Source organism: Actinomadura sp. 3N407, from assembly GCF_052245875.1.
Lineage (GTDB): Bacteria > Actinomycetota > Actinomycetes > Streptosporangiales > Streptosporangiaceae > Spirillospora.
In genome coordinates, this window is sequence record NZ_JBQQBP010000020.1 from 101,927 (window position 1) to 126,513 (window position 24,587).

The following is a 24,587-nucleotide window of genomic DNA, read 5'->3' on the forward strand; positions in this document are numbered from 1 at the left end:
GTGTTCAACCACGGCGTACCGCGCCCTGACGCGGCAGCGAACCGGACGGCGTTCTGGGAAGAGGTCCACAACGGCAAGGACGTCGACGGGGTCTCCTGGTGGCAGTCGGTCCCGGATCTCTCACTGGGGCTGGTCGACCGGGCCGGACTCGGCCTCGACGAGCCGATCATCGACGTGGGCGCCGGCTGGTCGACGCTCGTGGACCACCTCGTCGCACGCGGCCACCGAGACCTGTCGGCGGTCGACCTGTCGCTCACCGCCCTGCGGACCGTCCGCGACCGGCTCGGCCCGGCGGGCGCGGACGTCGTCCTCACCGTGGCCGACGTGCTCGACCTGCACATGGGGCGCTCATACGCACTGTGGCACGACCGGGCCGTCTACCACTTCCTCACCGAGCCGGAGGAACGCGCCGACTACCTCGCCTCGCTGGAACGCTCGCTCCGACCGGGCGGCCGGCTCGTCGTGGCGACCTTCGGCCCCGACGGTCCGACGACGTGCAGCGGCCTCCCGATCGTCCGCTACACCCACGCCGAACTCGCCGACCAGTTCCCTGGCTACGAACTCGTCGACACGGCTGGTGAAGACCACCTCACCCCGTGGGGGACCTCCCAGCAGTTCACCGCAGTCCTGATGCGCCGCCCCTGAGCTCGCGTTGGGGCATCCCGGGATGGAGAGCGGAAGCAGCGTGCTCCGGCTTCGTCACTACCCGGTTCGGGGAAGAAGCAGCTCGTCGCTTACCAGGGGACGTCGTTGCCGTCCCCGGCGCCTGGTCGGGGAGGAGACCGGCGTGCCTGATCTCGGAGTGCCACTACCGCCCGCGTATCGGAAGTTCCTGCTTCAGAACGGCCCGGGGCCGGTCTCCCGGCGGCGAGGGAGCCGCAGCCTGGTGGACGCCGGCGACCCAGGAGGGCTTGGTGCAGCGCCGGTTCCACGTCGCCGGTCCCGATCGCCTGTGGCCGAGCGATATCACCGAACATTCCCAGGTGAAAGGAAGCCGTATTGCACGGCCGTTATGGACGCACATTCGCGGCGGATCATCTCTACTCGCTGACCAATCCACTGCCGCATGGGGCCGGGTGTCACTTCTGCTGCACAGGTCTGAACTGGAGTGATTGGGAACTGGCTTCTTTTTGGTTTCGAATGAAATTTGACACCTGAAACCCGGTGGTCTAGGAAAGGTGCATGGGGACGAACCTGGCCGGGGGTCCGAAGGCGTTCGAGCCGTTGGAAGAGGGGTCCGTCGGGTGGTTGTTCGCGGCGGCGGCGCAGAAGTCGGGACAGGTGCTCGCGAAGGTCATCGAGCACGACGGGTTGAGCCCCAGCGGCTTCCTGATGCTGCGCGCCCTGATGGGCCGGGACGGCCAGCGCCCCGGTGATCTGGCCACGGTTCTGCTGGTCAGCCCGGCCACGGCCACTTCCGTCGCCAACACCCTGGAACGCAACGGGTATATCGAACGACGGCGCGACGACCTTGACCGGCGGGCCGTCCGCCTGTCCATCACCCCGACGGGGCGCGACGTGGCCACGGCGACCGCCGAGCGCGTCGATCTCTGTCTGCGGGACCTGTACGACGTGGTCGGCAAGGCCGACGAACCGGTCGTGCGACGGTACCTGCTGTCGATCATCGCCCGGTTCCACGAGGTCCTGGACGCCTGACACCGGTGGGCGGGCGCCGAGCGGAGCGTCGACGCCCATCCCGGCATCACCTGGTCTTGCGCCACTGCACGCAGGTCCAATCGACGGCCTCGATCGGGTCGTCGATGCCCTGCTTGCGGCGATAGTCGTCCACCGCCTTGCTGCACATCGTGTAGAAGTAGTCGTCGATGACGCAGTAGCCGCCGACCGAGAGCTTCGGGTAGAGGGCCTGGAGCGCCTCGTAGGTGGACTGGTAGAGGTCGCCGTCCAGGCGGAGGATCGCCAGCTTGTCGATCGGTGCCGCAGGCAGGGTGTGCTCGAAGAAGCCGGTCAGGAACTCCACCCGCTCGTCGAGCAGCCCGTACCGGGCGAAGCGCTCCTTCACCTCCTCGAAGGTGACCTTCAGGGAGACGCCGAGCGTGCCGATGACGTCCTGGCTCCGCCCGTTCCACGGGTCCGACGGGTATTTGTCGGTGGGTGGCGGAAACCCGTCGAAGGAGTCGGCGACCCAGACCTTTCGGGTCCGGTCCCCGTATGCATTGAGCGCGGCGCGCATGAGGATGCACGATCCGCCGCGCCAGACGCCCGTCTCGATGAAGTCCCCCGGCACGCCCTCCTTGATGACCGTGGCGGCGCAGCGGTGGATGTTGTCCAGTCTTTCCCGGCTGACCATGGTGTCCGCGCCCGGCGCGGGCATCAGCCCCCTGCTCAGCATGGTGAGCATGCGCGCGTCGACAGAGGTCTCCGGATCAGCGGAGTAAGGGAAGAGCGCGCCGTCGTGGAAGCGCAGCAGGCATTTCTTCAAAAGGTCGAGGTAGGCATCGGCCAGCTCCGTGTCAGCCAAGATCTCCGGGTTCGGCTTCTGCTGCTCGGTCGCGGTCACCTTGTTCGCCATCGTCTTCCTCTCGAATCCGTCGCTGACGCCCATGGCATCAAGCGTGGCTGGAGGTTTCCTAAAACGTTCCCGCCGAATGGGGCACGGGTGCTCAGGGCGCGGTGTCAGAAGTGTGTGGGGAGGCGGGGTACGTAGGGGGACTCGAGGGCGGTGGTCTCTTCGTCGGTGAGCTGGACCTCCATCGCCGCGGCGGCGTCGGCCAGGTGGCGGGGCTTCGTGGCGCCGACGATCGGCGCGGTCACGACGGGGTTCTTCAGCACCCACGCCATGGCCACCTGCGCCATCGAGACGTCCCGATCTCCGGCGATCCGCTGCAGGGCCTCCACGATCGCCTTGTCGCTGTCGAGGAACAGCGGGCGGCCCCACGGGTCGCTGGGCGGGTTGACCTCGGCGCGGGCCGTGCCGCCCTCGCCCCACGGCCGGACGAGCCTTCCCGCGGCCAGCGGGCTCCACGGCAGGCTCCCCACGCCCTGGTCGGCGAGCAGGCCGAACATCTCCCGCTCTTCCTCGCGTTGCAGCAGGCTGTACTGGTCCTGCATGGAGACGAACTTGGTGTACCCGTTCATCTGCGCAGCGTGCTGCATTTTGGCGAACTGCCATGCCCACATCGACGACGCGCCGATGTAGCGGACCTTGCCCGCCTTGATGACATCGTGCAGCGCCTCCATCGTCTCCTCCACCGGCGTCTCGGGATCGAACCGGTGTATCTGGTAGAGGTCCACGTAGTCGGTGTCGAGGCGGGTCAGCGAGGCATCCAGTTGCTCGATGATCGCCTTGCGGGACAGCCCGGGGCGGCCGGGGCCCCGCCGCATCGGATAGAACACCTTGGTCGCGAGGATGATCTCCTCGCGCCTGGTGTACTTCTTCAGTGCGCGCCCGACGATCTCCTCCGACTCGCCCATACCGTAGATGTTGGCGGTGTCCCAGAAGGTGATGCCGAGTTCGACCGCCTGCCGGAAGAGCGGCTCGGCCGCCTCGTCGTCGAGCACCCACGGGAGTATCGGGGACGGGGTGCCAAAGCTCATGCAGCCGAGTGCGAGCCGGCTCACCTTCAGTCCGGACGACCCCAGACGGGTGTACTCCATTTCACTGTCTCTTTCTTCGTGACGCCGTTATGCGGTTTCCTGGTCAATGGCCGAGTGCATGTCTCCAGTCAACCACAGAGTTGTCCAATCCGTGATCAGTTCATGTCTTTCGGGTGCGCTGCGCGGGAACCTCCACGTTTCCAATCACGACCGGCGCGTGGAGACTGCCATCTGCCTGGCGCCGTAGAATTCCGATTCGTGGAAGACCGGCTCACCGCTGACCGCCAGCTCGGCGAATTCGTCGAACAGCAGGTTCAGTGCGATCTCGGTCTCCGCCCGGCCGAGCGGGGCGCCGAGGCAGAAGTGGATGCCATGGCCGAACCCGATGTGCCGATTGGGGTACCGGTCAACGTCGAACAGATCCGGGTCCGGGAACTGCCGCTCGTCGTGGTTGGCCGAGAGCGTCGAGGCCAGGATGAACGTGCCGGCCGGAACCATGCGCCCCGCGACCGCCACGTCCTGCGTGCTCATCCGGAGGACGCGGTGGAACGGCGGCCGCTGCCGGATCACTTCCTCCAGCGCTGCCGGTACCAGGGACCGGTCCGCGCGCACCCGCGCTTCCGTGTTCGGGTTGTCGCGCAGGCACAGCAGCGCGTTCCCGAGCACCATCGTGGTGGTGATGTGCCCGGCGGTGAGCAGCAGCCCGGAGACCGTGGCGACCTGTACGTCGGTCAGCCGCCGCCCGTCGAGTTCGGCGGACGCCAGCGCTCCGATCAGGCCGCCGGACCGGTTCTCGCGCTGACGCCGGGCCTCGGCGGTGAGGTAGTCCTTGAGCGCCTTGTTCGCATCAGCGATGACCTCGCCCAATTCGCGGGTCGAGTCCGAGCCGGCCCCGCCGATGCCCAGCAGCCGGTCGGCGCACTCCCGGAAGAACGCCCGGTCGGCCGGGGGGAGCCCCAGGAGCTCGGCGATGACGATCACCGGCAGCGGGTAGGCCACGTGCTCGACGAAGTCGAACTCGCCGTCCGGCGTGGCGGCGATCAGTTCCGTGGCGATCGCGGCGATCCGCGGCCGAAGCCCGGCCACCGTCTTCGGCGTGAACGCCTGGCTCACCAACTGCCGCAGCCGGCGATGGTCCGGAGGGTCCAGCCAGGGCAGGTTGGCGCTGAGCTGCTCGGCGTCGAAGTTCGGCCATATCCGGCCGATGTTCGAGGAGAACCGCGCGGGATCGGACATCACCGCCTGCACATCGGCGTACCGGAAGACGTGGTGCATGCCGGTGGCGTCCGCCCAGAGCGGGTGCTCGTCGCGCATCCGCCGCATCCAGGCCAGCATCTCGGTGCCTCCGTCGGCCAGTGACGGCATCTGCACAGGTGCTTCGGTGGCCATCGTGCCTCCTGTGGTCAACGAGACTGAGCAGCCGGTCCGGCGGCTCCGTGTTCACACCCGGGCACCGGAGTGCCGGGCGACCAGGTCCTCCAGCGCGCCCACCACGGCGGCGGGCGACGGGGTCTCGGCGATCTCCTTGCGCAGCTTCCGTGCGGCGGCCTGGACCGCGTCGTCGGTGAGCGTCCTGGTCACCGCCGTGCCGATGGCCTCCAAGGCCGCGTCCTCGACGTCCAGGGCGATGGCCGCCCCGCCGGCGCCGACGTTGGCGGCGATGATCGGGGTGTCCGCGGTGCGCGGCATGATCACCTGCGGCACTCCCCATGCCGCCGCGGTCAGGACCGAGCCCGCGCCGCCCTGGTTCACGATCGCGTCGCAGGTGGGCATGAGCAGGTGGAGCGGCACCCCGTCGGCGATCCGCACATTGCCGGGGACCCGGTCGAGCTTCTCCCGCTCGGCGGTGGTCACCGCCAGGATGACCTCGATGTCGAGCCCGGCCAGGGCGTCGAGGACGCGGGGGAGGACGAAGGTGTCCTCGCCGCCGAGCGCCGCGGTCGTGGTACCCCAGGTGACGCATACGCGCGGCCTGCCGGGCCGTTCGAGCACCCACTCCGGGGCGACCGCGGATCCGTTGTACGGGACGAAGCGGATCGGGATGCGGCCGGCGACGCCGGGCAGTTGGAGGCTGGTCGGCCAGGGATCGACCGCGCCGACCGGATGGTCGTCGCGGACCGCTGCGCCGAAGCGGTCGAACAGGTCGACGAGTTTCTCCGGCCAGCGTTCGCGCTCGTCGCCGTCGGCCTCCTGCCCCTGCAATGGGCAGAACCGCCGCCAGACGTCGGGCCCCACGAGGTGGCGCAGCAACGGAACGTCCAGGGCCGCCGACACCAGGGGAGCGGCGAACAGCAGCGGATCGGTGATCACGAGGTCCGGCCGCCAGCGCTCAGCGAACCGCACCAGGTCGGACGCGACCCTGGTGGCCGCCGTGACGTGCGGGCTGATCAGCTGGTCGCGCAGCCGGCGCTTCTCGTCGGCGGGCGGGACTCCGTTCGCCGGCCGGGACGCCGCCGGCTCGGTCCGGTTCCAGTCCCTGGCCGGGGCCTCGATGACCCGCCGCCCGCCGCGCGCCCGGAGGATGCCGTCCATCAGGTCGTAGCCGCCGCCGACCTCGACCGCGATCAGCCCGATACCGGTGGTCGACGGGGCGAGCTCCGGTTGGGCGGCGACGCGTACTTCGTGTCCAGCCGCCCGGCACGCCCAGGCCAACGGCACCATGTGGAACAGGGTGGTCGGGAAGGGGGCCACGGTGAACAGAATTCGCAACGGCATGCCTTTCGGGGATGCGGCCGGCTCCGCTCGGGGATGCGGTCGGCTCCGCCGCAGCAGCGGACCGGTTCCAGCAAAACCCGCCCGGCTAAAATCCGACTGAAGCCAGCCTTGCCGAGTCAGCAAAATTCTGCTGTATCGACATCTTCTTGCGTGACGCGCAACCCTGTGTCAGCCTGAAACCGAGACGGGGGGCGCCCCGGCGGACCGGACCGTCGCGTCCGCCGAGTCCGTCACGCCGAGGTGAGGCCGCCCCGCCAGGCCCCGCTACCCCGCCCGGGGCCTGGCGGGGTGCGTAAGAGAACGTCCGGGCCGCGACCGTGGTGGCGCGGCCGTCGCGTCGAAGGCCGGTACGCGCGCGGTCTCCGGTCGGTGTCCCGGGTCGCGCGCGATCTCTACATTCTCCGAAGGAAGTCTGATGGCGCAGGCAAGGTCGGATGACTCTCCGGTGGCGGGCGACGACCAACGTCTCCCACTGGAACTGCTGAAGGTCGCGGGCGTCGTGCTGCTCGGCATGCTGCTGATGCAACTCGACGGAACGATGGTCAGCATCGCGCTGAACAGGCTCGTGCGCGAGTTGTCGGTCTCGGTGTCCACCGTGCAGTGGGTGGTGACCGCCTACCTGCTCTCGCTGATGGCCGGGATGCCGGTCGCCGGATGGGCGGCCGACCGGTTCGGTACCCGGACGATGTGGAACCTCGCTCTCGTCTCGTTCCTCGCCGGTTCGCTGCTGTGCGGCCTGTCGAACTCGATCTGGATGCTGATCACGGCGCGCGTGGTGCAGGGGCTCGGCGGCGGCATGATGGTGCCGGTCGGCCAGGTCATGCTCATCCGGATCGGCGGCGTCGAACGCCGCGCGCGGCTGGTGTCGCTGATGGCGGTGCCCGCGCTGGTCGGCCCGACGCTCGGCCCGGTGCTCGGCGGGATCATCGTCGACCACCTCAGCTGGCGGTGGATGTTCTTCATCAACCTGCCGATCGGGGTGGCGGCGTTCCTGGCGGCGGGACGGACCATGCCGAACATCAAGGCGCGCAGCGGCGCTGTGCTGGACGTGCTCGGGGTGGCGCTCATCGTGCCCGGGCTCGTGGCCATCGTCTACGGCTTCACCCGGGCCCCCGAGGCCGGGTTCGGCGACGCCCGGACCGCCGTGCCGCTCGCGGTGGGAACCGCCCTGGTCGCCGCGTTCGCGGTGCACGCGGCGCGGCCGGACGACGACGCCCTGGTGCCGATGCGTCTGTTCCGGTTCCGCGGGTTCGCGTCGTCCAGTGTCCTTCTGTTGCTGTCCGGGGTCACCATGGGGGCCGGTTTCGTGGATCCGCTGTTCCTGCAGCAGGTCCGTTCCGACAGCGCGCTGAGCGCGGGGCTGCTGCTGGTGGCGACGGGCTTCGGCTCGTCGCTCTCCTCGCTCGCGATGGGCAAGGTGTTCAACCGGCTCGGCCCGCGCAAGGTCGGGTTCGCGGGCCTGGTCTGCTCCCTGTTCGGCCGGTGCCTCTTCACGCAGTTCGACGCCGGCACCGGCGACGTCGTCATCCTGGTCGCCATGTTCGTGACCGGGGTGGGATTCGGCATGATGGTGCTGTCCATGACGACCGCGTTGTACATCGGGCTGCCGCCGGACCAGATCGCCCGCGCGACGAGCGGCTCGCGGATCTTCCAGCAGGTCGGGCTGTCGGCGGGCACCGCGGTGACCAGCGTCGTGCTGCAGTTCCAGCTGACCGCGCACGGCCACGGCTCCTCCGGGGCCGGGGGCGGGCTCGACGAACTCGCCCGCGCGTACAACAACACGTTCTGGTGGAGCGTCCTCGTCCTCGTCCTCGCCATCGTGCCGACGCTCATCCTGCCGACCGCGGTACGGGGGGGACGGCCCGTGAAGAGGCCCGAGAGCGCCCCGCGCCCCACGTGAGGACCCAAGGTGATGTGACGGCGCCTCTGGGCGTACGGCGCCGCCCCGCTCCAACCCGGCGAGGCGAACGGAACGGGGCGGCGTCGTCATCACTTCTCGATGGCGGCGAGCACGTCACCGGCGGACTGGACCAGACAGTCCTCGCCGCCGTACGTCACGGCCGGCCGCATCAGGAAGGCCATGGGGCGTCAGAAGTCCATTCCGCCCATGCCGCCGGTCGGGTCCCCTGCGGGGGCCGGGTTCTTCTCCGGCTTGTCGGCGATGACGGCCTCGGTGGTGAGGAACAGCGCGGCGATGGACGCGGCGTTCTGCAGCGCGGACCGGGTCACCTTGGCCGGGTCGATGATGCCTGCCTCGAACATGTCGATGTACTCGCCGGTGGCGGCGTCGAGTCCCTCACCCGGGGTGAGGTTGCGGACCCGCTCCACCACGACGCCGCCCTCGAGGCCGGCGTTGACGGCGATCTGCTTGAGCGGCTCCTCCAGAGCGCGCTTGACGATGTTGGCCCCGGTGGCCTCGTCGCCGGCGAGCTCCAGCTTGTCGAACGCCTTGGTGCCGGCCTGCAGCAGCGCCACGCCACCGCCGGGGACGATGCCCTCCTCGACCGCGGCCTTGGCGTTGCGGACGGCGTCCTCGATGCGGTGCTTGCGCTCCTTGAGCTCCACCTCGGTCGCGGCGCCGGCCTTGATGACCGCCACACCGCCCGCGAGCTTGGCCAGGCGCTCCTGGAGCTTCTCACGGTCGTAGTCGGAGTCGGTGTTGTCGATCTCGGTGCGGATCTGGTTGACCCGGCCCGCGATCTCGTTGGCGTCACCGGCGCCGTCCACGATCGTGGTCTCGTCCTTGCTGATGACGACACGCTTGGCCCGGCCGAGCATGTCGAGGGTGGTGTTCTCCAGCTTCAGGCCGACGTCCTCGCTGATGACCTGGCCGCCGGTGAGGACGGCGATGTCGCCCAGCATGGCCTTGCGGCGGTCGCCGAAGCCCGGCGCCTTCACGGCCACGGACTTGAACACACCCTTGACCTTGTTCACCAGCAGGGTGGCGAGCGCCTCGGTCTCGACGTCCTCCGCGATGATGAGCAGCGGCTTGCCGGACTGCATGACGCCCTCGAGGACGGGCAGCAGGTCCTTGTTCGCCGACACCTTGCCCTGAACGATCAGGATGTACAAGTCCTCGAGGACCGCCTCCATCCGCTCGGGGTCGGTCACGAAGTAGTGCGAGATGTAGCCCTTGTCGAAGCGCATCCCCTCGGTCAGCTCGAGCTCCAGACCGAAGGTCTGGCTCTCCTCGACCGTGATGACGCCTTCCTTGCCGACCTTGTCCATCGCCTCGGCGATCATCTCGCCGATCTGCGGGTCGCCGGCGGAAATGGAGGCGGTGGAGGCGATCTGCTCCTTGGTCTCCACATTCTTGGCGAGCTTGGACAGCTCCTCGCTGACCCGCTCGACCGCGGCCTCGATGCCCCGCTTCAGCGACATCGGGTTCGCGCCGGCCGCCACGTTCCGCAGGCCCTCGCGCACCAGCGCCTGGGCCAGCACGGTGGCGGTGGTGGTCCCGTCACCCGCGACGTCGTCGGTCTTCTTGGCCACTTCCTTGACGAGCTCCGCGCCGATCTTCTCCCACGCGTCCTCGAGCTCGATCTCCTTGGCGATCGACACACCGTCGTTGGTGATCGTGGGGGCGCCCCACTTCTTCTCCAGCACGACGTTGCGGCCCTTGGGACCAAGGGTCACCTTGACGGAATCGGCGAGCTGGTTCATGCCGCGCTCAAGACCGCGGCGGGCCTCCTCGTCGAACGAGATCATCTTTGCTGCCATGGGTTGTCCTCCCTGCAGTCTGCTTTCCTGAGCGGTGGGCCGGGACGACGCCCGCGACGGACGGTCCGGGGGACCGGACCTCGCCGTCCGGCACACCACTGTGGTTGGCACTCACATGCTCTGAGTGCCAGGCGCAGTTCCGTACTCTAGCCGAGAGATGCGTATCGCGCATATAGTGCTTGGCACGTAGCCGGAGAGGTTTCGTGAGCCGCGTCCACGACGTGCAGGTGGGGCGGCCGCGGCTTGCGGAGAATACTGTGGGACGGCCCAGAACGATGTGGCAGTCCCCGAGACGAGGAAGGAGGCCGGGACCGGCAGTCGGCGGCCGCGCCCTGACCAGTCCCTCGACCAGCATGTTCGTCGAAGAACCCGTCGAAGAACCCCATGACATGCGGACCCGTAACAAGCAGGCCACACGCGAGGCGATCAGTGAGGCGGCCCTGCGCCTGGCGCTGGAGAAGGGACCCGACGGGCTGGCCCTGGTCCGGGTCCGGGACATAGCCGAGGCGGCCGGCGTCGCGCCGCGCACATACAACAACTACTTCTCCAGCCGGGAAGAGGCGATCTGCGCCTTCCAGGCCGACCAGGCCCGCCGCCTGGGCCGCGCGCTGCGCGACCGGCCCGTCGAGGAGTCGCTGGACAATGCCGTCATCGCGGCGACCATCGAGGTCTTCGCCGATCCCGAACCGGACCGGGGCGGCCTGAAGATGATCATGTCCACGCCGACGCTGCAGGGGGAGGCACTGAAGGCGTTCGCGATGGCCGAGGGGCCGCTGGCCGCTGCGATCGCCGAGCGCCTCGGCGATGACACCGACGAACTGCGCCCGGTGGTGCTGGCCGCCGCCGTCGCGGCGGCCGTCCGGGCGGCGGGACAGCACTGGCTCAGCAGCGCCGATCCGTGGCCCTTCGCCGAGGTGCTGGGGGAGGCGCTGCGGCAGGTGCTGGGCCCGAGGGCGCTCGACCGGTCCTGAACCGTCCGGGAGAACCGGCGGGCCGGTCGAGCGCGGCTCACGCCTGCCGGAGCTCCCGGTCGATGATGTCCATGAGTTCATCGGCCGAGGCGCCTTCGATCTCCGCGCCGTCCGTTCCGGCCATGCCGTTCGCCCCGTTCGCGGTCCCGAGCAGCGGCCGCAGCCGCCGGCCGACCAGCTCGCGGGCGGAGTCCACCGGAAGCGCCGCCAGCGCCTCCTCCAACCTGTCCAGGCAGGCCAGCGCGGCGTCGGCCGGCGACGGCTCGGGCGGAGCGAGACGGTCCAGCACATACTCGGCCAGGGCCCGCACGGTCGGATGGTCGAAGACGAGTGTGGCCGGCAGTCGCAGCCCGGTCGACCTGCCCAACCCGTTGCGCAGTTCCACCGCGGTGAGCGAGTCGAAGCCCAGATCCTGGAACGCGCGGTCGGCGGCGAGCTCCGCTGGTGACCCGTGCCCGAGAACGGCGGCGACCTGCCCGCGGATCAGCTCCGTCACCATCGCCTCCTGCTCCCCGCGGTCGCGTCCGGCGAGCCGTTCGGCGATGGCGGTCTCCGCGCCGCTCGCCCGGCGCGGCGGCACCCGTACCAGACCGTGCAGCACCGGCGGGAGGGCGTCCGCGACGAGCTGCGCGCGCAGGTGCCGCAGATCGAGTTCGGTGAGCACCGGCGCCGCCCGCCCCGCACCGAGCGCGGCGTCGAAGAGCGAGAGCGCATCGGCCGTGGACAGCTGGACGAGGCCCCGGCGGGCGGTGACCCGCGCGCGGCCGGTCGCCGCCGGCTTGCGCGTCAGCGCGCTCGCCTGCTCCCACGGCCCCCAGGTCATCGACACGGCGGGCAGCTCGCGTGCCCGGCGGTGCGCGGCGAGCCCGTCGAGGAACGCGTTGGCGGCGGCGTAGTTGGCCTGGCCGGGGGCGCCGAGGGTCCCGGCGGCGGAGGAGAACAGCACGAACGCCGTCAGATCCCGCCTCTCGGTGAGTGCGTGCAGGTTCCAGGCGGCGTCCGCCTTGGGCCGCAGGACGGCGTCCAGCCGGTCCGGGGTGAGGTTGGGCACCGTCGCGTCGTCCAGCGTTCCGGCGGCGTGGACGACACCGGTCAGGGGGTGCTCGTCGCCGATCGCGTCGAGCACCCGTGCCAGCGCGTCGCGGTCGGCGGCGTCGCAGGCGGTGACGGTGACGGCCGCGCCGAGCCCGGCGAGTTCGGCCACCAGTTCCCGTGCGCCGTCGGCCGCCAGGCCCGCGCGGCTGACGAGCTGCAGGTGCCTGACGCCGTGGACGGTGACCAGGTGCCGGGCGACGAGACCGCCCAGCGTGCCGGTGCCTCCGGTGACCAGCACCGTTCCGTCCGGCCCGAACACCTCCGCCACCGGTTCCGGATCGGCGGGGGGCCGCCGGGCGAGACGGGGCAGAAGGACCCTCCCGCCCCGGACCGCCGTCTGAGGCTCGCCGTGCGCCAGGGCGGCCGCGAGCGCGTCCTCGGTGACCGCCGCGTCGACGTCGACGAGCTGGAAACGGAACGGGTTCTCCGATTGCGCGCTGCGCACCAGGCCCCAGACGGCCGCCGCCGCCAAGTCCGTGACGTCCTCCCCCTCCGTGGCGGCGACGGCGCCGCGCGACACCAGAACCAGGGACGATGCGGCGAACGTCTCGTCGGCCAGCCACCACTGCGCCAGGGCCAGGGCGCGGCGGGTCGCCTCGTGTGCTGCGGCGGCGGGGTCGGGCGCGGATCCGCCAGGGCAGGCCATGACGACGGCCTGCGGAGCAGGAGCGCCCTCGGCGACGGCCGCGCGGAGCGCGTCCAGGTCCTCGTACTGTGCCGACCGGACGTCGGCGACACCGGTGTCGCCGACGAAGGCCAGCACTTGGGCGGGGCCGGCGGCCGGTCCCGCCGCACCCCACTCGGTCGCCAGCATCGCCCCGCGATCCCGGGCCGCCGCCAGGCCCCGCGGGTCCAGCGGCCGCAGCCGGAGTGATCCGATGCGCCCGACGCGCCGTCCCGCGCCGTCGGCCAGGTCCAGCGTCAGGCCCTCGTCGGCGGTGCGCCGGAGACGCGCGCGGAGCGTCCGGCCCGCGGTGGCGGTGAGCGTCAGCCCGGTCCAGGAGAACGGCAGCAGGATCTCGGTGGCCTCGGACGTGCCGTCCGGCCGCCGCGCCATCAGGACGTGCAGGGCGGCGTCCAGCAGGGCCGGGTGCACGCTGAACCCCTCGACGTCGACCTCCTCTGGCAGGGAGACCTCGGCGTAGGCGTCGTCGCCGTGCCGCCAGGCGGCTCGCAGCCCCTGGAACACCGGGCCGTAGACCTGGCCGTTGGCGGTGAACCGGTCGTAGACGGTGTCGACGTCGGCCCGTTCGGCTCCGGCGGGCGGCCAGGCGGTCAACTCGTCCGAAGGCCGCGTCTCAACGGCGGCCAACGCGCCGGTGGCGTTCAGGGTCCACTCGGCGGCTTCGTCATCGGAGTCCGGGCGGGAGTGCACCGTGACGGGGCGCGCGCCGGTCGCCTCGGGCGCCTCCACGATGACCTGTATCCGGACACCGTCGTGCTCGGGCAGCACCAACGGGGTGAGCAGGGTGAGCTCCTCCACCGCGCCACAACCGACCTGCTGCGCGGCGTGCAGTGCCAGTTCGACGAACGCCGTTCCCGGCACCAGCACGACGTCGTTGACCTGGTGATCCGAGAGCCAGGGGTGGGTCCGCAGCGAGACGCGGCCGCTGAAGACGTGCCGGTCGCCTCCGGCGATCGACAGGCTCGCCGCCACCAGGGGATGCCCCGTGTCGCCCAGCCCGGCCGACCGCACGTCGCCGGTCGCCGCCGACGGTGTCAGCCAGTACCGGCCGCGCTGGAACGCGTAGGTCGGAAGCTCGACCCGCCGCGTTCCCGGGGCGAGCACCCTCGTCCAGTCCACCGTGGCCCCGTTGACGTGGGCCTCGGCGAAGGAGGCCAGCAGCGCGCGGGGATCGCCCTCGTCCCGCCGCAGCGTGCCGATCGCCGCGGCCTGGACCCCGGCCCGCTCCAGCGTCTGCCGCACGCCCACCGTCACGACCGGGTGCGGGGCGGCCTCGACGAACAGCCGGTGGCCGGCGCCGAGCAGCGCATCGGTGACCTTGCCGAACTGGACGGTGTGCCGCAGGTTGCGATACCAGTACTCGGCGTCCAGCTCGGCGGTGTCCGCGACCTCACCGGTGACGGAGGAGAAGAACGGCACGGCGCCCGCGCGAGGACGGAGGGGGGAGAGGGCTTCCAGCAACTCCTCGCGGAGCGGCTCGATGTGCGGGGTGTGGGAGGCGTAGTCGACCGGGATCATCCGGGCGCGGACGGCGTCGGCATCGCACCGCGCCACGAACTCCCGGACGGCGCCGGCGCCGCCCGCGACGACGGAACTGTCCGGCCCGTTGATCGCCGAGAGATGCACGTCGGCGGAGCCCCCGGCAGCGGTGGACGCCTCGGCCAGGCGCGCGGCGACCTCGTCGGCGGGCAGCGGCACCGAGGCCATCGCCCCCGTCCCGGCCAGCCTGGTCAGGATCCTGCTGCGGAGCGCCACCACCAGAGCGGCGTCGTCGAGCGACAGCGCCCCCGCCGCGTAGGCGGCGGCGATCTCCCCCTGGGAGTGACCGGCCACGGCGTCCGGGACGACGCCCGCGGACTTCCAGAGTTCCGACAGCGACGTCATGACGGCGAACAGCGCGGGCTGCACCACGTCGACCCGGTCCAGCGACGGGGAGTCCGGGGCGCCGTGCAGCACGTCGAGGAGGGACCAGCCGGTGTGCCGGTCGAGTGCCTCGGCGCAGGCGTGCAGGTGCTCGGCGAACACGGGAGAGCGTTCCAGCAGGTCGAGCGCCATGCCTTCCCACTGCGAGCCCTGCCCCGGGAACACCAGGACGGTCCTGCCGGGGATGGTGGGGGCCACGCCCCGAATCACCGCCGGATGCGGCTCGCCTCGGGCGATGGCCGCCAGGCCCGCGCGGAGACCTTCGCTGTCACTGCCGATGACGACGGCGCGGTGGTCGAACGTCGATCGCGTCGTGGCGAGCGCCCAAGCCACGTCGCCGGGGTCGGGGCCGTCCGCCCCGACGCGTTCCGCGAGCCGCGCGGCCTGCTCCCGCAGCGCAGCCTCGGACCTGCCCGAAAGCAGCCAGGAGAGGGCGGGGGTGCCGTCGCCGGCGGGCCGGTCCGGCGCCAGGATCGCCGGTGCGCCGGTGCGCGGATCGGGCGCCGGGGTCGGACCGGTGGCGGGCGGCTGCTCCAGGACGATGTGCGCGTTGGTGCCGCTGATGCCGAAGGCCGAGACACCGGCGCGCCTCTGCCGGCCGGTGTCGGGCCACGGCACGGTCCGGGTCAGCACCGCGACGCCGCCGTCCCACTCGACGTGCGGGGTCGGCTCGTCGACGTGCAGCGTCCGAGGCAACAGCCCGTGCCGCATGGCCTGCACCATCTTGATCAGGCTCGCCACGCCCGCCGCCTGCTGGGTGTGGCCGATGTTGGACTTGATCGAGCCGATCCACAGGGGGCGGTCGGCGGGGCGGTCACGGCCGTAGGCGGCGATGAGGGCCTGGGCTTCGATGGGGTCGCCGAGGGCGGTGCCGGTGCCGTGTGCCTCGACGGCGTCGATGTCGTCGGGGTTGAGTCCGGCGTCGGTGAGGGCCTGCTGGATGACGCGTTGCTGGGAGGGGCCGTTGGGGGCGGTGAGTCCGTTGCTGGTGCCGTCGGAGTTGACGGCCGTGCCCCGCACCACGGCCAGGACCTGGTGGCCGTTGCGCTGCGCGTCCGACAACCGCTCCACCAGCAACAACCCGACGCCTTCGGAGAAGACCGTGCCGTCGGCGGCGGCGTCGAACGGTTTGCACCGGCCGTCCGGAGCGAGACCGCGCTGGCGGCTGAACCCGACGAAGACGCTCGGGGTGGGCATCACGGTGACGCCACCGGCGAGTGCCAGGTCGCAGTCGCCGTTGCGGAGCGCCTGCACCGCGAGGTGCAGGGACACAAGCGACGAGGAGCACGCGGTGTCCACGGTGATCGCGGGACCCTCCAAACCGAGGGCGTAGGCGATGCGGCCGGACGCGACGCTGCTCGCCGCACCGGTCAGCAGGTATCCCTCCACCGCCTCCGAGGTGCGCGACGGCCCGCCGGGGTAGCCGTAGGCGGTCATGCCGGCGAAGACGCCGGTACGGCTGTTGCGCAGCGACTCGGGTGGAAGTCCGGCCCGTTCGAGGACCTCCCAGGCGGTTTCGAGAAGCACGCGCTGCTGCGGATCGGTGCCCAGCGCCTCACGGGGGCTCATGCCGAAGAACTCGGCGTCGAAGTGCCCGGCCTCATCGAGGAATCCGCCCCGGTCGACGTAGGACGTTCCGCGGTGATCGGGATCGGGGTCGAAGAGGCCGTCCAGGTCCCAGCCGCGGTCGTCCGGGAAGCCCGACAGGGTCTCACGGCCGAGGTCGGCGACGTCCCAGAGGTCCTCCGGGGTTCGGACGCCGCCGGGGAAGCGGCACGCCATCGCGACGATCACGGCCGGGTCGTCGGCGCCGCCGCCCGTCCGCGCGCGGAGGTGGGCGTTCCTGGCCTGACCGCCCAGCTGTTCACGCAGGTACTCCGCCAGCGCGGCCGCGTTGGGGTGATCGAAGATCAGAGTCGCGGGGAGGCGTAGCCCGGTCGCGGTGTTGAGCCGGTTGCGGAGTTCCACAGCGGTGAGGGAGTCGAAACCGATCTCCTGGAAGGGCCTGTGGGGGTCGATCGTTTCGGGTGCGGGGTGGCCCAGCACCACGCCGGCGTCGCCTCGGACGAGGTCCAGCAGGAAGGCCCGCTGTTCGGCTTCGGAGCGTCCGGCGAGCTCCCGCTGGAGAGAGCCCTGACGCCCCGTTCGTCCGCCCGCCTGCCGGCGGGACGGGCGCAGGAAGCCGCGCAGGACGGCCGGGGCCGGGCGCACTTCGGCCGCCGCCCGGATCGCGGTGAGGTCGAGACCGGCGGGGACCAGGTCGGGCCGTCCGCCGTCGAGCCCGACGTCGAAGAGAGCGAGCGCCTCCGCGTCGGACATGGTGGTGAGCACGTCGTGTGCGACGGCGTGGCGTTTCCTCTCGAACAGGTCGGCGGTGATCCCGCTGGCCTGCTGCCAGAGCCCCCAGGCGAGCGAGACCGCGGGGAGGCCGAGCGTGTGCCGGTGCACGGCCAGCGCGTCCAGGAAGGTGTTGCCCGCCGCGTAGTTGGCCTGCCCGGGGTTGCCGAGGGTGCCGGCGAGCGAGGAGAACAGCACGAATGCGCTGAGGTCGCGGTCCTTGGTGAGGTCGTGGAGATTCCACGCCGCGTCGGCCTTCGGCCGCAGGACGGGGTCGAGCTGCCCGGCCTCCAGCGCGGTGAGGGCGGCGTCGTCGGTGACGCCGGCCGAGTGCACGACGGCGGTGAGGGGGTGTTCCGGCGGGAGCGCGTCGAGGAGACGGCGCAGGTCGTCCCGGTCGGACACGTCGCAGGCGCGCACGGTGGCCTTGGCGCCGAGTTCCGCCAGCTCGCCTTGGAGCTCGGCGGCGCCCTCGGCCTCGGGGCCGCGTCGGCTGACCAGCAGCAGATGCCGGACGCCGTGCTCGGTGACCAGGTGCCGGGCGACGGCGGCGCCGAGGGTGCCGGTGCCGCCGGTCACCAAGACCGTGCCGTCCTCGGCGAGCCCCCGCGGAATGGTGAAGACGAGCTTGCCGGTGTGCCGGGCCTGGCTCATGAGCCGGAACGCCTGCGGTGCCTGACGCGCGTCGAAGGCCGTCACCGGGAGGGGGCGCAACGCACCTTCCTCGAAGAGTTCGTCCAGGTCCGCCAGCATTCGCTGTACGTGGTCGGGCCCCGCCTCGACCGTCTCGAAGGCGCGGTAGACGACGCCGGGGTGCCGCTCCGCGACCTCTTCCGGGTCGCGCACGTCGGCCTTGCCCATCTCCAGGAAGCGTCCGCCTCGGGGGAGAAGGCGCAGCGACGCGTCCACGAACTCGTCGGCGAGGGAGTCCAAGACCATGTCCATCCCGGCTCCGTCGGTGGCCGCGAGGAACTTCTCCTCGAACGCGAGCGTCCGCGAGTCCGCGATGTGCGCGTCGTCGAAGCCCATCGTGTGCAGCGTGTCCCACTTGGGGGTGCTTGCGGTGACGTACACCTCCGCGCCCCAGTGCCGCGCCAGCTGGACGGCGGCCATGCCGACGCCGCCGGTCGCCGCGTGCACGAGCAGCCGTTGCCCCGGTCGCATCTCGGCCAGGTCGTGCAGGGCGTAGTAGGCGGTGAGGAACGCGACAGGTGCCGTCGCGGCCTGGACGAACGTCCATCCGGGCGGCACCCGCGTCAGCGCCCGGCGGTCGGCGACCGCGACCGGCCCGATGGCCCCCTCGGGGAACAGGCCCATGACCGCGTCGCCGGGCGCGAGGCCGGCGACGTCCGGGCCGGTCTCGACGACGACCCCGGCGGCCTCGCTGCCGAGGAAGGCCTCGCCCGGGTACAGACCGAGCGTGAGGAGCACGTCGCGGAAGTTGGCTCCGGCGGCCCGGACCGCGACCCGCACTTCCCCGCTCCCCAGCGGGCGGTCTCCGGCGGCGCAGGGCTCCAGTACGAGGTTCTCGACCGTGCCCGGTTCGGTGGTGGCCAGCCGCCAGGCGGTGGCGTCTGGGGGCGGCGCCAGCAGGCCGTCGGTGTCGGCGTGGGCAAGCCGGGCCGCGTGCGCCTCGCCGTCCCGGAGCGCGAGTTGCGGTTCCCCGCAGGCGAGGGCTCCTCGGAGCCCCCGGAGGGAACTTTCGCGGCCGTCGAGGTCCACGAGGTGGAACCGGCCCGGATGCTCCAGCTGGGCCACCCGCAGGAATCCCCACACCGGCGCGGCGGCCAGGCCGGGGACGTGTTCCCCGGCGCGGACGGCGACCGCCCGTTCGGTCAGGACGACGAGGCGGCTGCTTTCGAGCCGGTCGTCGGTGAGCCACTGCTGGACGAGGCGATGCGTCCAGTGCGTCGCCGCGCGGGCGCCTTCGGCGGGGTCCCCGTCGGGGGAGGTGGCGTAGGCCAGGACCGTCGCCGGGGCGGCCGCGCCCGCGTCGATCTGCGCGCGCAAGGACCCCAGGTCGTCGAAGGACCGGAGATCCCCTCCGATCCACTCGCGGAGGTGATCGGGGAGGGCGCCGAGAACGGCCCAGTCCGCCTGTTCGGCGGTCTCGCCGCCCAGGTCCACGGGCCGCCAGAAGACGCGGTAGAGGGAGTCGCGCCGTACTGCACTGGTACCGGAGGTCTGCGTGGCGGTGAGCGGCCGGACGGTGAGGGCATCGACCGACCCCACCGGGGCCCCGGTGGCGTCCATGAGCGACAGACCCACGGTGTCGGGTCCGGCCAGGCGGAGCCGGACGCGGACGAAGGCGGCGCCGACGGCGTTGACCGACACGCCGCGCCACGCGAACGGCAGCCGGGTCCGGCCGTCGTGGTCGTCGCCCGCCAGCGCGGTGACGTGCAGCGCGGCGTCGAACAACGCCGGGTGCAGCGCGAAGCCTTCGGTATCGATGTCGTCGGGAAGCTCGACCTCGGCGTAGAGGTCGTCGCCGCGCCGCCATGCGGCGCGCAGCCCCCGGAACGCGGGGCCGTAGGCGAGACCGATGTCACCGAGGCGCGGATAGACCTCAGCCGTGTCCAGAGGTGTCGCGCCCGCGGGCGGCCAAGACTCGACGGGCTCGTCCGCGGGCGACGGCCGCGGACTCAGGATCCCGGTCGCGTGGGTCGTCCACGGGGTCTCATCGGAGTCCGGGGCGTCGCCCTCCACCCGGGAGTGGATGCCGATGGGTCGCTCGCCGTCCGGCCCGGCCACCCCGACGATCACCTGAATCCGCACGGCGTCCCGGTCCGGCAGGGGCAGCGGCGCCTGCAGCGTCAGCTCCTCCACCTCGGCGCAGCCGACGCGGTGGGCGGCGTGGAGGGCGAGTTCGGCGAACGCGGTGGCTGGGACGATCACCGCGCCGTGCACGGCGTGGTCGGCGAGCCAGCCGTGGGTCTTCAGCGAGAGCCGCCCGGAGAACAGATGGCCGGCGCCGTCGGCCAGCATCGTCTCGGCGGCCAGCAGCGGGTGGCCGGCCGAACCCAGGCCCGCCGAGCGGACGTCCCCGGCGGTCTCGACGGCGTCTGGCCAGTACCGTTCCCCGGCGAACGCGTAGGTCGGCAGGTCCAGGGGCGTCGCCGCGCGGCCCGGCACGATCCGAGCCCAGTCCGGCGACGCGCCGTTGACATGGGCTTCGGCCAGCGAGGTGAGGAGCCGCGTCCGGGCGCCGTGGTCGCGGCGGAGCGTGCCGTGCGCGTGCGCCGCGACGCCGCCGTCCTCGATGGACTCCAGGATCGGGACGGTGAGCACCGGATGCGGGCTGACCTCGATGAAGAGGGTGTGGCCGTCGGCGAGCAGCGCACGGGTGGTCTCCTCGAACCTGACCGGACTCCGCAGGTTGGTGTACCAGTAGGTGGTGTCGAGCGTCTCGGTGTCGATCGGGGCGGCGGTGACGGTGGAGTAGAAGGGGATGTCGGCCGGTCGCGGAGCGATCCCGGCCAGGTCGGTAGCGAGCCGTTCCCGGATCGGCTCGACGTGCGGCGTGTGCGACGCGTAGTCCACCGGGATGATGCGGGCCGGTACGCGGTGCTCCTGACAGGAGTCGACGAGTTCCCGCAGTTCCTCGGCAGCGCCCGCGACCACGGTGGAGCCCGGCGCGTTGACCGCGGCGATGCTCAGGTTCCGCATGGGCGCCTCGTTCAGCAGCGCCTCGACCTCGGCCACCGGCAGCGGCACCGAGGCCATGCCGCCGGTTCCGGCCAGATCGAGCAGGGCCTTGCTGCGGAGGGCGACGATCCTGGCGGCGTCGTCGAGCGTCAGTGCCCCGGCGATGTGGGCGGCCGCGATCTCGCCCTGGGAGTGGCCGACCACCGCGTCCGGGCGGACGCCCGCCGCCTGCCACACCCGGGCGAGGGACACCATGACCGCGAACAGCGCGGGCTGCACCACGTCCACCGCGTCCAGCGGCGGGGCGCCCGGCGCGCCCCGCAGAACGTCGATCACCGACCAGTCGGTGTAGGGCGCGAGCGCGTCGGCGCAAGCGTGCAGGTGTTCGCGGAAGACGTCGGAGGTCTCCAGCAGGTCGACGGCCATCCGTTCCCACTGGGAGCCCTGACCGGGGAACACGAACACGGTCCTGGCGGCGGTGCCCCGGCCCTGGACGACGTTTGTTCCGGGTTCGCCGTCCGCCAGAGCACGCAGACCTTCCAGGACCGCTTCGCGCGTGTCGGCGACGATGGCCGCGCGGTGCTCGTGGTGGTCGCGTTCATGCGCCAGTGCGTGGCCGATGTCGAAGGGCTCGACTGACGGACGGTCCATGGCGAAGTCCAGCAGCCGCCGTGCCTGGCCGCGCAGGGCGGCCTCGGTTCTGGCGGAGACCAGCCACGGCAGCGCGCCCGCCGAGATGACCGGTCGCCCGGCGTCCCGCGGATCGTCCGGGTCCTCCGGCGACGTCTCCGGACGAGGCGGCGCGGCCTCCAGGATGACGTGCGCGTTCGTGCCGCCGACTCCGAACGACGAGACGGCCGCGCGGCGGAGGCGACCGGTCTCGGGCCACGCACGCGCGGACGTGAGCAGTTCCACGTTCCCCTGGTCCCAGTTCACGTGGGGTGTCGGGGCATCGACGTGCAGGGTCCGGGGGAGCAGCCCGTGACGGAGGGCCAGCGTCATCTTGATGACACCGGCGACACCCGCGGCACCCTGCGGATGGTTGAGGTTGGACTTCACCGAGCCCAGCCACAAAGGCCGGTCCGCGGGCCGGTCCTGCCCGTAGGTGGCGAGGAGCGCGTGCGCCTCGATCGGGTCGCCCAGCGTGGTGCCGGTGCCGTGCGCCTCGACCGCGTCGATGTCGGCGGGGGACAGCCGGGCATCGGCCAGCGCCTGTTCGATGACGCGCCGCTGCGATGGGCCGTTGGGCGCGGTCAGGCCGTTGCTGGCGCCGTCGGAGTTGACCGCCGACCCGCGCAGCACGGCGAGGATCCGGTCACCGTCGTGCAGCGCGTCCGACAACCGCCGCAACAACAGGAGACCGACGCCCTCTCCCCAGCCGATGCCGTCGGCGGACGCGGCGAACGGCTTGCTCCGCCCGTCCGGCGCCAGGCCCCGCTGCCGGCTGAACTCGGTGAACCACGCGGACGTGGCCATGATGGTGACGCCGCCCGTCAGCGCCCGTTCGCACTCGCCGTTGCGCAACGCCTTGATCGCCAGGTGGAGCGCCACCATCGACGACGAGCAGGCGGTGTCCACCGTGAGCGCCGGGCCCTCCAGCCCGTAGGCGTAGGCGATGCGGCCGGACATGATGCTGGCCTGCGTGCCGGTCAGGATGTAGCCCTCGACCTGCTCCTTCGTCGGCAGCAGGCTCATGTTGTAGGTCTGGCCGACACTGCCGATGACCACGCCGGTGCGGCTGCCGCGCAGAGACGAGGGGGGAAGCCCCGCCCGCTCGAACGTCTCCCACGCGACCTCGAGGATCTGGCGCTGCTGGGGGTCCATCGCCAGCGCCTCGCGGGGGCTGATCCCGAAGAACTCGGCGTCGAACCGGGCGGCGTCGGAAAGGAACGAGCCTTCACGGGTGTAGCTCTTGCCCGGAGCATCGGGATCGGGGTCGTAGATGTCGTCGATGTCCCAGCCGCGGTCGGCCGGGACGCCCGTGACGGTGTCCTTCTCGGTCACCAGAAGGTCCCACAGATCCTCCGGAGAGGCCACGCCGCCGGGGAACCGGCAGGCCATGGCCACCACCGCGATCGGTTCGTGCTCGCGGTCCTCGGCCTCCTGAAGACGCCGGCGGGTCTGGCGGAGACTGGCCGTCGTCCGCTTCAGGTAGTCGCGCAGCCGCTCCTCGTTCGCCGCCGGACCGAGCTCGGCCGAGTCGGGGCTCATCGGACCTCCCCCTTGTGATGGCTCAGTGTGAAGAATTGCGATCGCTCGTGCCCGCGACACAGGACACGAAAAGAAATGATCGCACCCGCTGCTTACCGGGGACTTGGCCTGTTCTAAAGCGCTTTGTGAGCGTCACCGACAGGAGGTCCTGTGAATTTAGTCGCATTTTAATGAGTGGCGGCAGAATATGTCGCGCCGAGATGTGATCTCCGAGTGAGCCGAGGTCGCACCCGATGAGGCGGCGGTTTCGCGGGAGGGTGGGTAATGAGCATTATCCTCAGTCAATCGGGGCCGCGGCCCGGGATCCTTCCGGACGGGGCGCGTCTCTTGCGGTCGGGCCTCGCCACCGGCGGCGTGGCGACGCCGGACGAGGAGTTCGCCGCATGGCTCGCCCGGCGCGAGGAGACCGACCGGATGACGGTCGAGCAGGTCCCCCTCGCCGACCTGAGGGGCTGGCGCTTCACCGAGGGGTACGGCGCGCTGGTGCACGACAGCGGGAAGTTCTTCAGCGTCGAGGGCACGGACATCACCCGGAGCGGGCCGAATTCGATGTCCTGGCAGCAGCCGCTCATCGACCAGCCCGAGGTCGGAATTCTCGGCCTGCTCGCCAAGGAGTTCGACGGCGTCCTGCACTTCCTGATGCAGGCCAAGATCGAACCGGGCAACCGCCGGCAGCTCCAGCTCTCCCCGACGGTTCAGGCCACCAAGAGCAACTACACCAAGGTGCACGGCGGGGCGTCCACGCCGTACCTGGAGCACTTCCTGCGAACGAGCCGCGACAGGGTGATCACCGATGTGCTCCAGTCCGAGCAGGGCACGTGGTTTCTGGGCAAACGCAACCGCAACATGGTCGTCGAGACCACCGCCGACGTCCCGGTCCGCGAGAACTTCTGTTGGTTGACCTTCGGGCAGATCCGGCGGCTGCTGGCCGAGCCGAACCTGATCAACATGGATGCCCGGACGGTGCTGGCCTGCCTGCCGATGGCGGCGTCCGGCTGGCCGGACGACCTGGTGGAGGCCGCTCCCGACTCGGGGTTCGCGGCCGACCTGCGCCGGTCGTTCCAGGCGGGTGAGGCGGGCGGCCGCCACACCGACGTCGAAATCTTCAGCTGGCTCAACGATGTGCGCACCGAGACGGACGTGCGCGTCGATCGGGTCCCGCTCTCCGCGTTGCGGGAGTGGCGACTGTCGAAACACGACATCGCTCATCGGCAGGGCAAGCACTTCCGGGTCATCGGGGTGTCGGTGGAGAGCGGTCGGCGCGAGGTCACCGCGTGGTCCCAGCCCCTGCTCGCCCCATGCGACACCGGTGTCGTCGCCTTCCTGACCGCGCGCATAGGCGGGATGCTGCACATCCTCATGCGGGCGTCGGTCGAACCGGGGTTCCTGGACGTCGCCGAACTCGGCCCCACCGTTCAGTGCAACCCGATCAACTACGCCGACGCGCCGCCCGAGCGGCGCCCACGTTTCCTGGACTACGTGCTCGGTGCGACCGGCAACGTCCGATACGACGTGGTGTTGTCGGAGGAGGGCGGTCGGTTCCACCACGCTGAATGCCGCTACATGGTAGTCGAATGCGACGCCCCGGAGGCACTGGAGCCGCATCCGGACTTCCGCTGGATGACTGTCCGGCAAATCCTTGCGATGCAGCGACACCCCAATTACCTCAACGTTCAGGCGCGGAGTCTTCTGGCCTGCCTGAGCGCCCTCTGGTAGGCGCGGGATGCCTT

11 protein-coding genes are annotated in these 24,587 nt (G+C 71.4%); 5 read left to right on the top strand and 6 right to left on the bottom strand.

All coding sequences use genetic code 11. The features are described from left to right. Together ACTWPP_RS37040 and ACTWPP_RS37045 are read left to right on the top strand one after the other, a co-directional pair. The gene (locus ACTWPP_RS37040; RefSeq protein ID WP_443109091.1) at window positions 1-645 is read left to right on the top strand and encodes a class I SAM-dependent methyltransferase; all 645 of its coding nucleotides are present in this window, start codon (window positions 1-3) and stop codon (window positions 643-645) included. Window positions 646-1,182: 537 nt separating this feature from the next. After that, on the top strand, window positions 1,183-1,656 hold the full coding sequence (locus tag ACTWPP_RS37045; protein WP_443109092.1) for a MarR family winged helix-turn-helix transcriptional regulator: 474 nt from the start codon (window positions 1,183-1,185) through the stop codon (window positions 1,654-1,656). Window positions 1,657-1,702: 46 nt separating this feature from the next. On the opposite strand, the gene ACTWPP_RS37050 is transcribed toward ACTWPP_RS37045, so the two are convergent. The 4 genes from ACTWPP_RS37050 to ACTWPP_RS37065 form a co-directional block, all read right to left on the bottom strand. Further along, window positions 1,703-2,563: a TylF/MycF/NovP-related O-methyltransferase gene (locus tag ACTWPP_RS37050; protein ID WP_443109093.1), complete on the bottom strand. Its 861-nt coding sequence runs from the start codon at window positions 2,561-2,563 to the stop codon at window positions 1,703-1,705. Window positions 2,564-2,634: 71 nt separating this feature from the next. Further along, a complete protein-coding gene (locus ACTWPP_RS37055; protein WP_443109094.1) occupies window positions 2,635-3,615 on the bottom strand; it encodes an aldo/keto reductase in 981 nt (326 codons plus the stop codon). A 144-nt stretch (window positions 3,616-3,759) separates the two neighbouring features. Further along, the gene (locus ACTWPP_RS37060) at window positions 3,760-4,944 is read right to left on the bottom strand and encodes a cytochrome P450 (protein WP_443109095.1); all 1,185 of its coding nucleotides are present in this window, start codon (window positions 4,942-4,944) and stop codon (window positions 3,760-3,762) included. A 51-nt stretch (window positions 4,945-4,995) separates the two neighbouring features. Further along, a complete protein-coding gene (locus ACTWPP_RS37065; protein WP_443109096.1) occupies window positions 4,996-6,270 on the bottom strand; it encodes a nucleotide disphospho-sugar-binding domain-containing protein in 1,275 nt (424 codons plus the stop codon). A gap of 415 nt (window positions 6,271-6,685) precedes the next feature. Between ACTWPP_RS37065 and ACTWPP_RS37070 the strand changes: the two genes are divergently transcribed. Continuing rightward, on the top strand, window positions 6,686-8,170 hold the full coding sequence (locus tag ACTWPP_RS37070) for an MDR family MFS transporter (RefSeq protein WP_443109097.1): 1,485 nt from the start codon (window positions 6,686-6,688) through the stop codon (window positions 8,168-8,170). 188 nt (window positions 8,171-8,358) lie between these two features. Here the strand turns inward: ACTWPP_RS37070 and groL are convergent, their stop codons facing one another. Further along, window positions 8,359-9,990: a chaperonin GroEL gene (groL, locus tag ACTWPP_RS37075; RefSeq protein WP_443109098.1), complete on the bottom strand. Its 1,632-nt coding sequence runs from the start codon at window positions 9,988-9,990 to the stop codon at window positions 8,359-8,361. Between the two features lie 389 nt (window positions 9,991-10,379). On the opposite strand from groL, the gene ACTWPP_RS37080 reads away from it, so the two are divergent. Further along, a complete protein-coding gene (locus ACTWPP_RS37080; protein ID WP_443109099.1) occupies window positions 10,380-10,961 on the top strand; it encodes a TetR/AcrR family transcriptional regulator in 582 nt (193 codons plus the stop codon). 37 nt (window positions 10,962-10,998) lie between these two features. On the opposite strand, the gene ACTWPP_RS37085 is transcribed toward ACTWPP_RS37080, so the two are convergent. After that, the gene (locus tag ACTWPP_RS37085) at window positions 10,999-22,857 is read right to left on the bottom strand and encodes an SDR family NAD(P)-dependent oxidoreductase (protein WP_443109100.1); all 11,859 of its coding nucleotides are present in this window, start codon (window positions 22,855-22,857) and stop codon (window positions 10,999-11,001) included. Between the two features lie 264 nt (window positions 22,858-23,121). Between ACTWPP_RS37085 and ACTWPP_RS37090 the strand changes: the two genes are divergently transcribed. Beyond that, entirely contained in the window at window positions 23,122-24,573 is a 1,452-nt protein-coding gene (locus tag ACTWPP_RS37090; RefSeq protein WP_443109101.1) for an NDP-hexose 2,3-dehydratase family protein, read from the top strand. Window positions 24,574-24,587 lie beyond the last annotated feature (14 nt).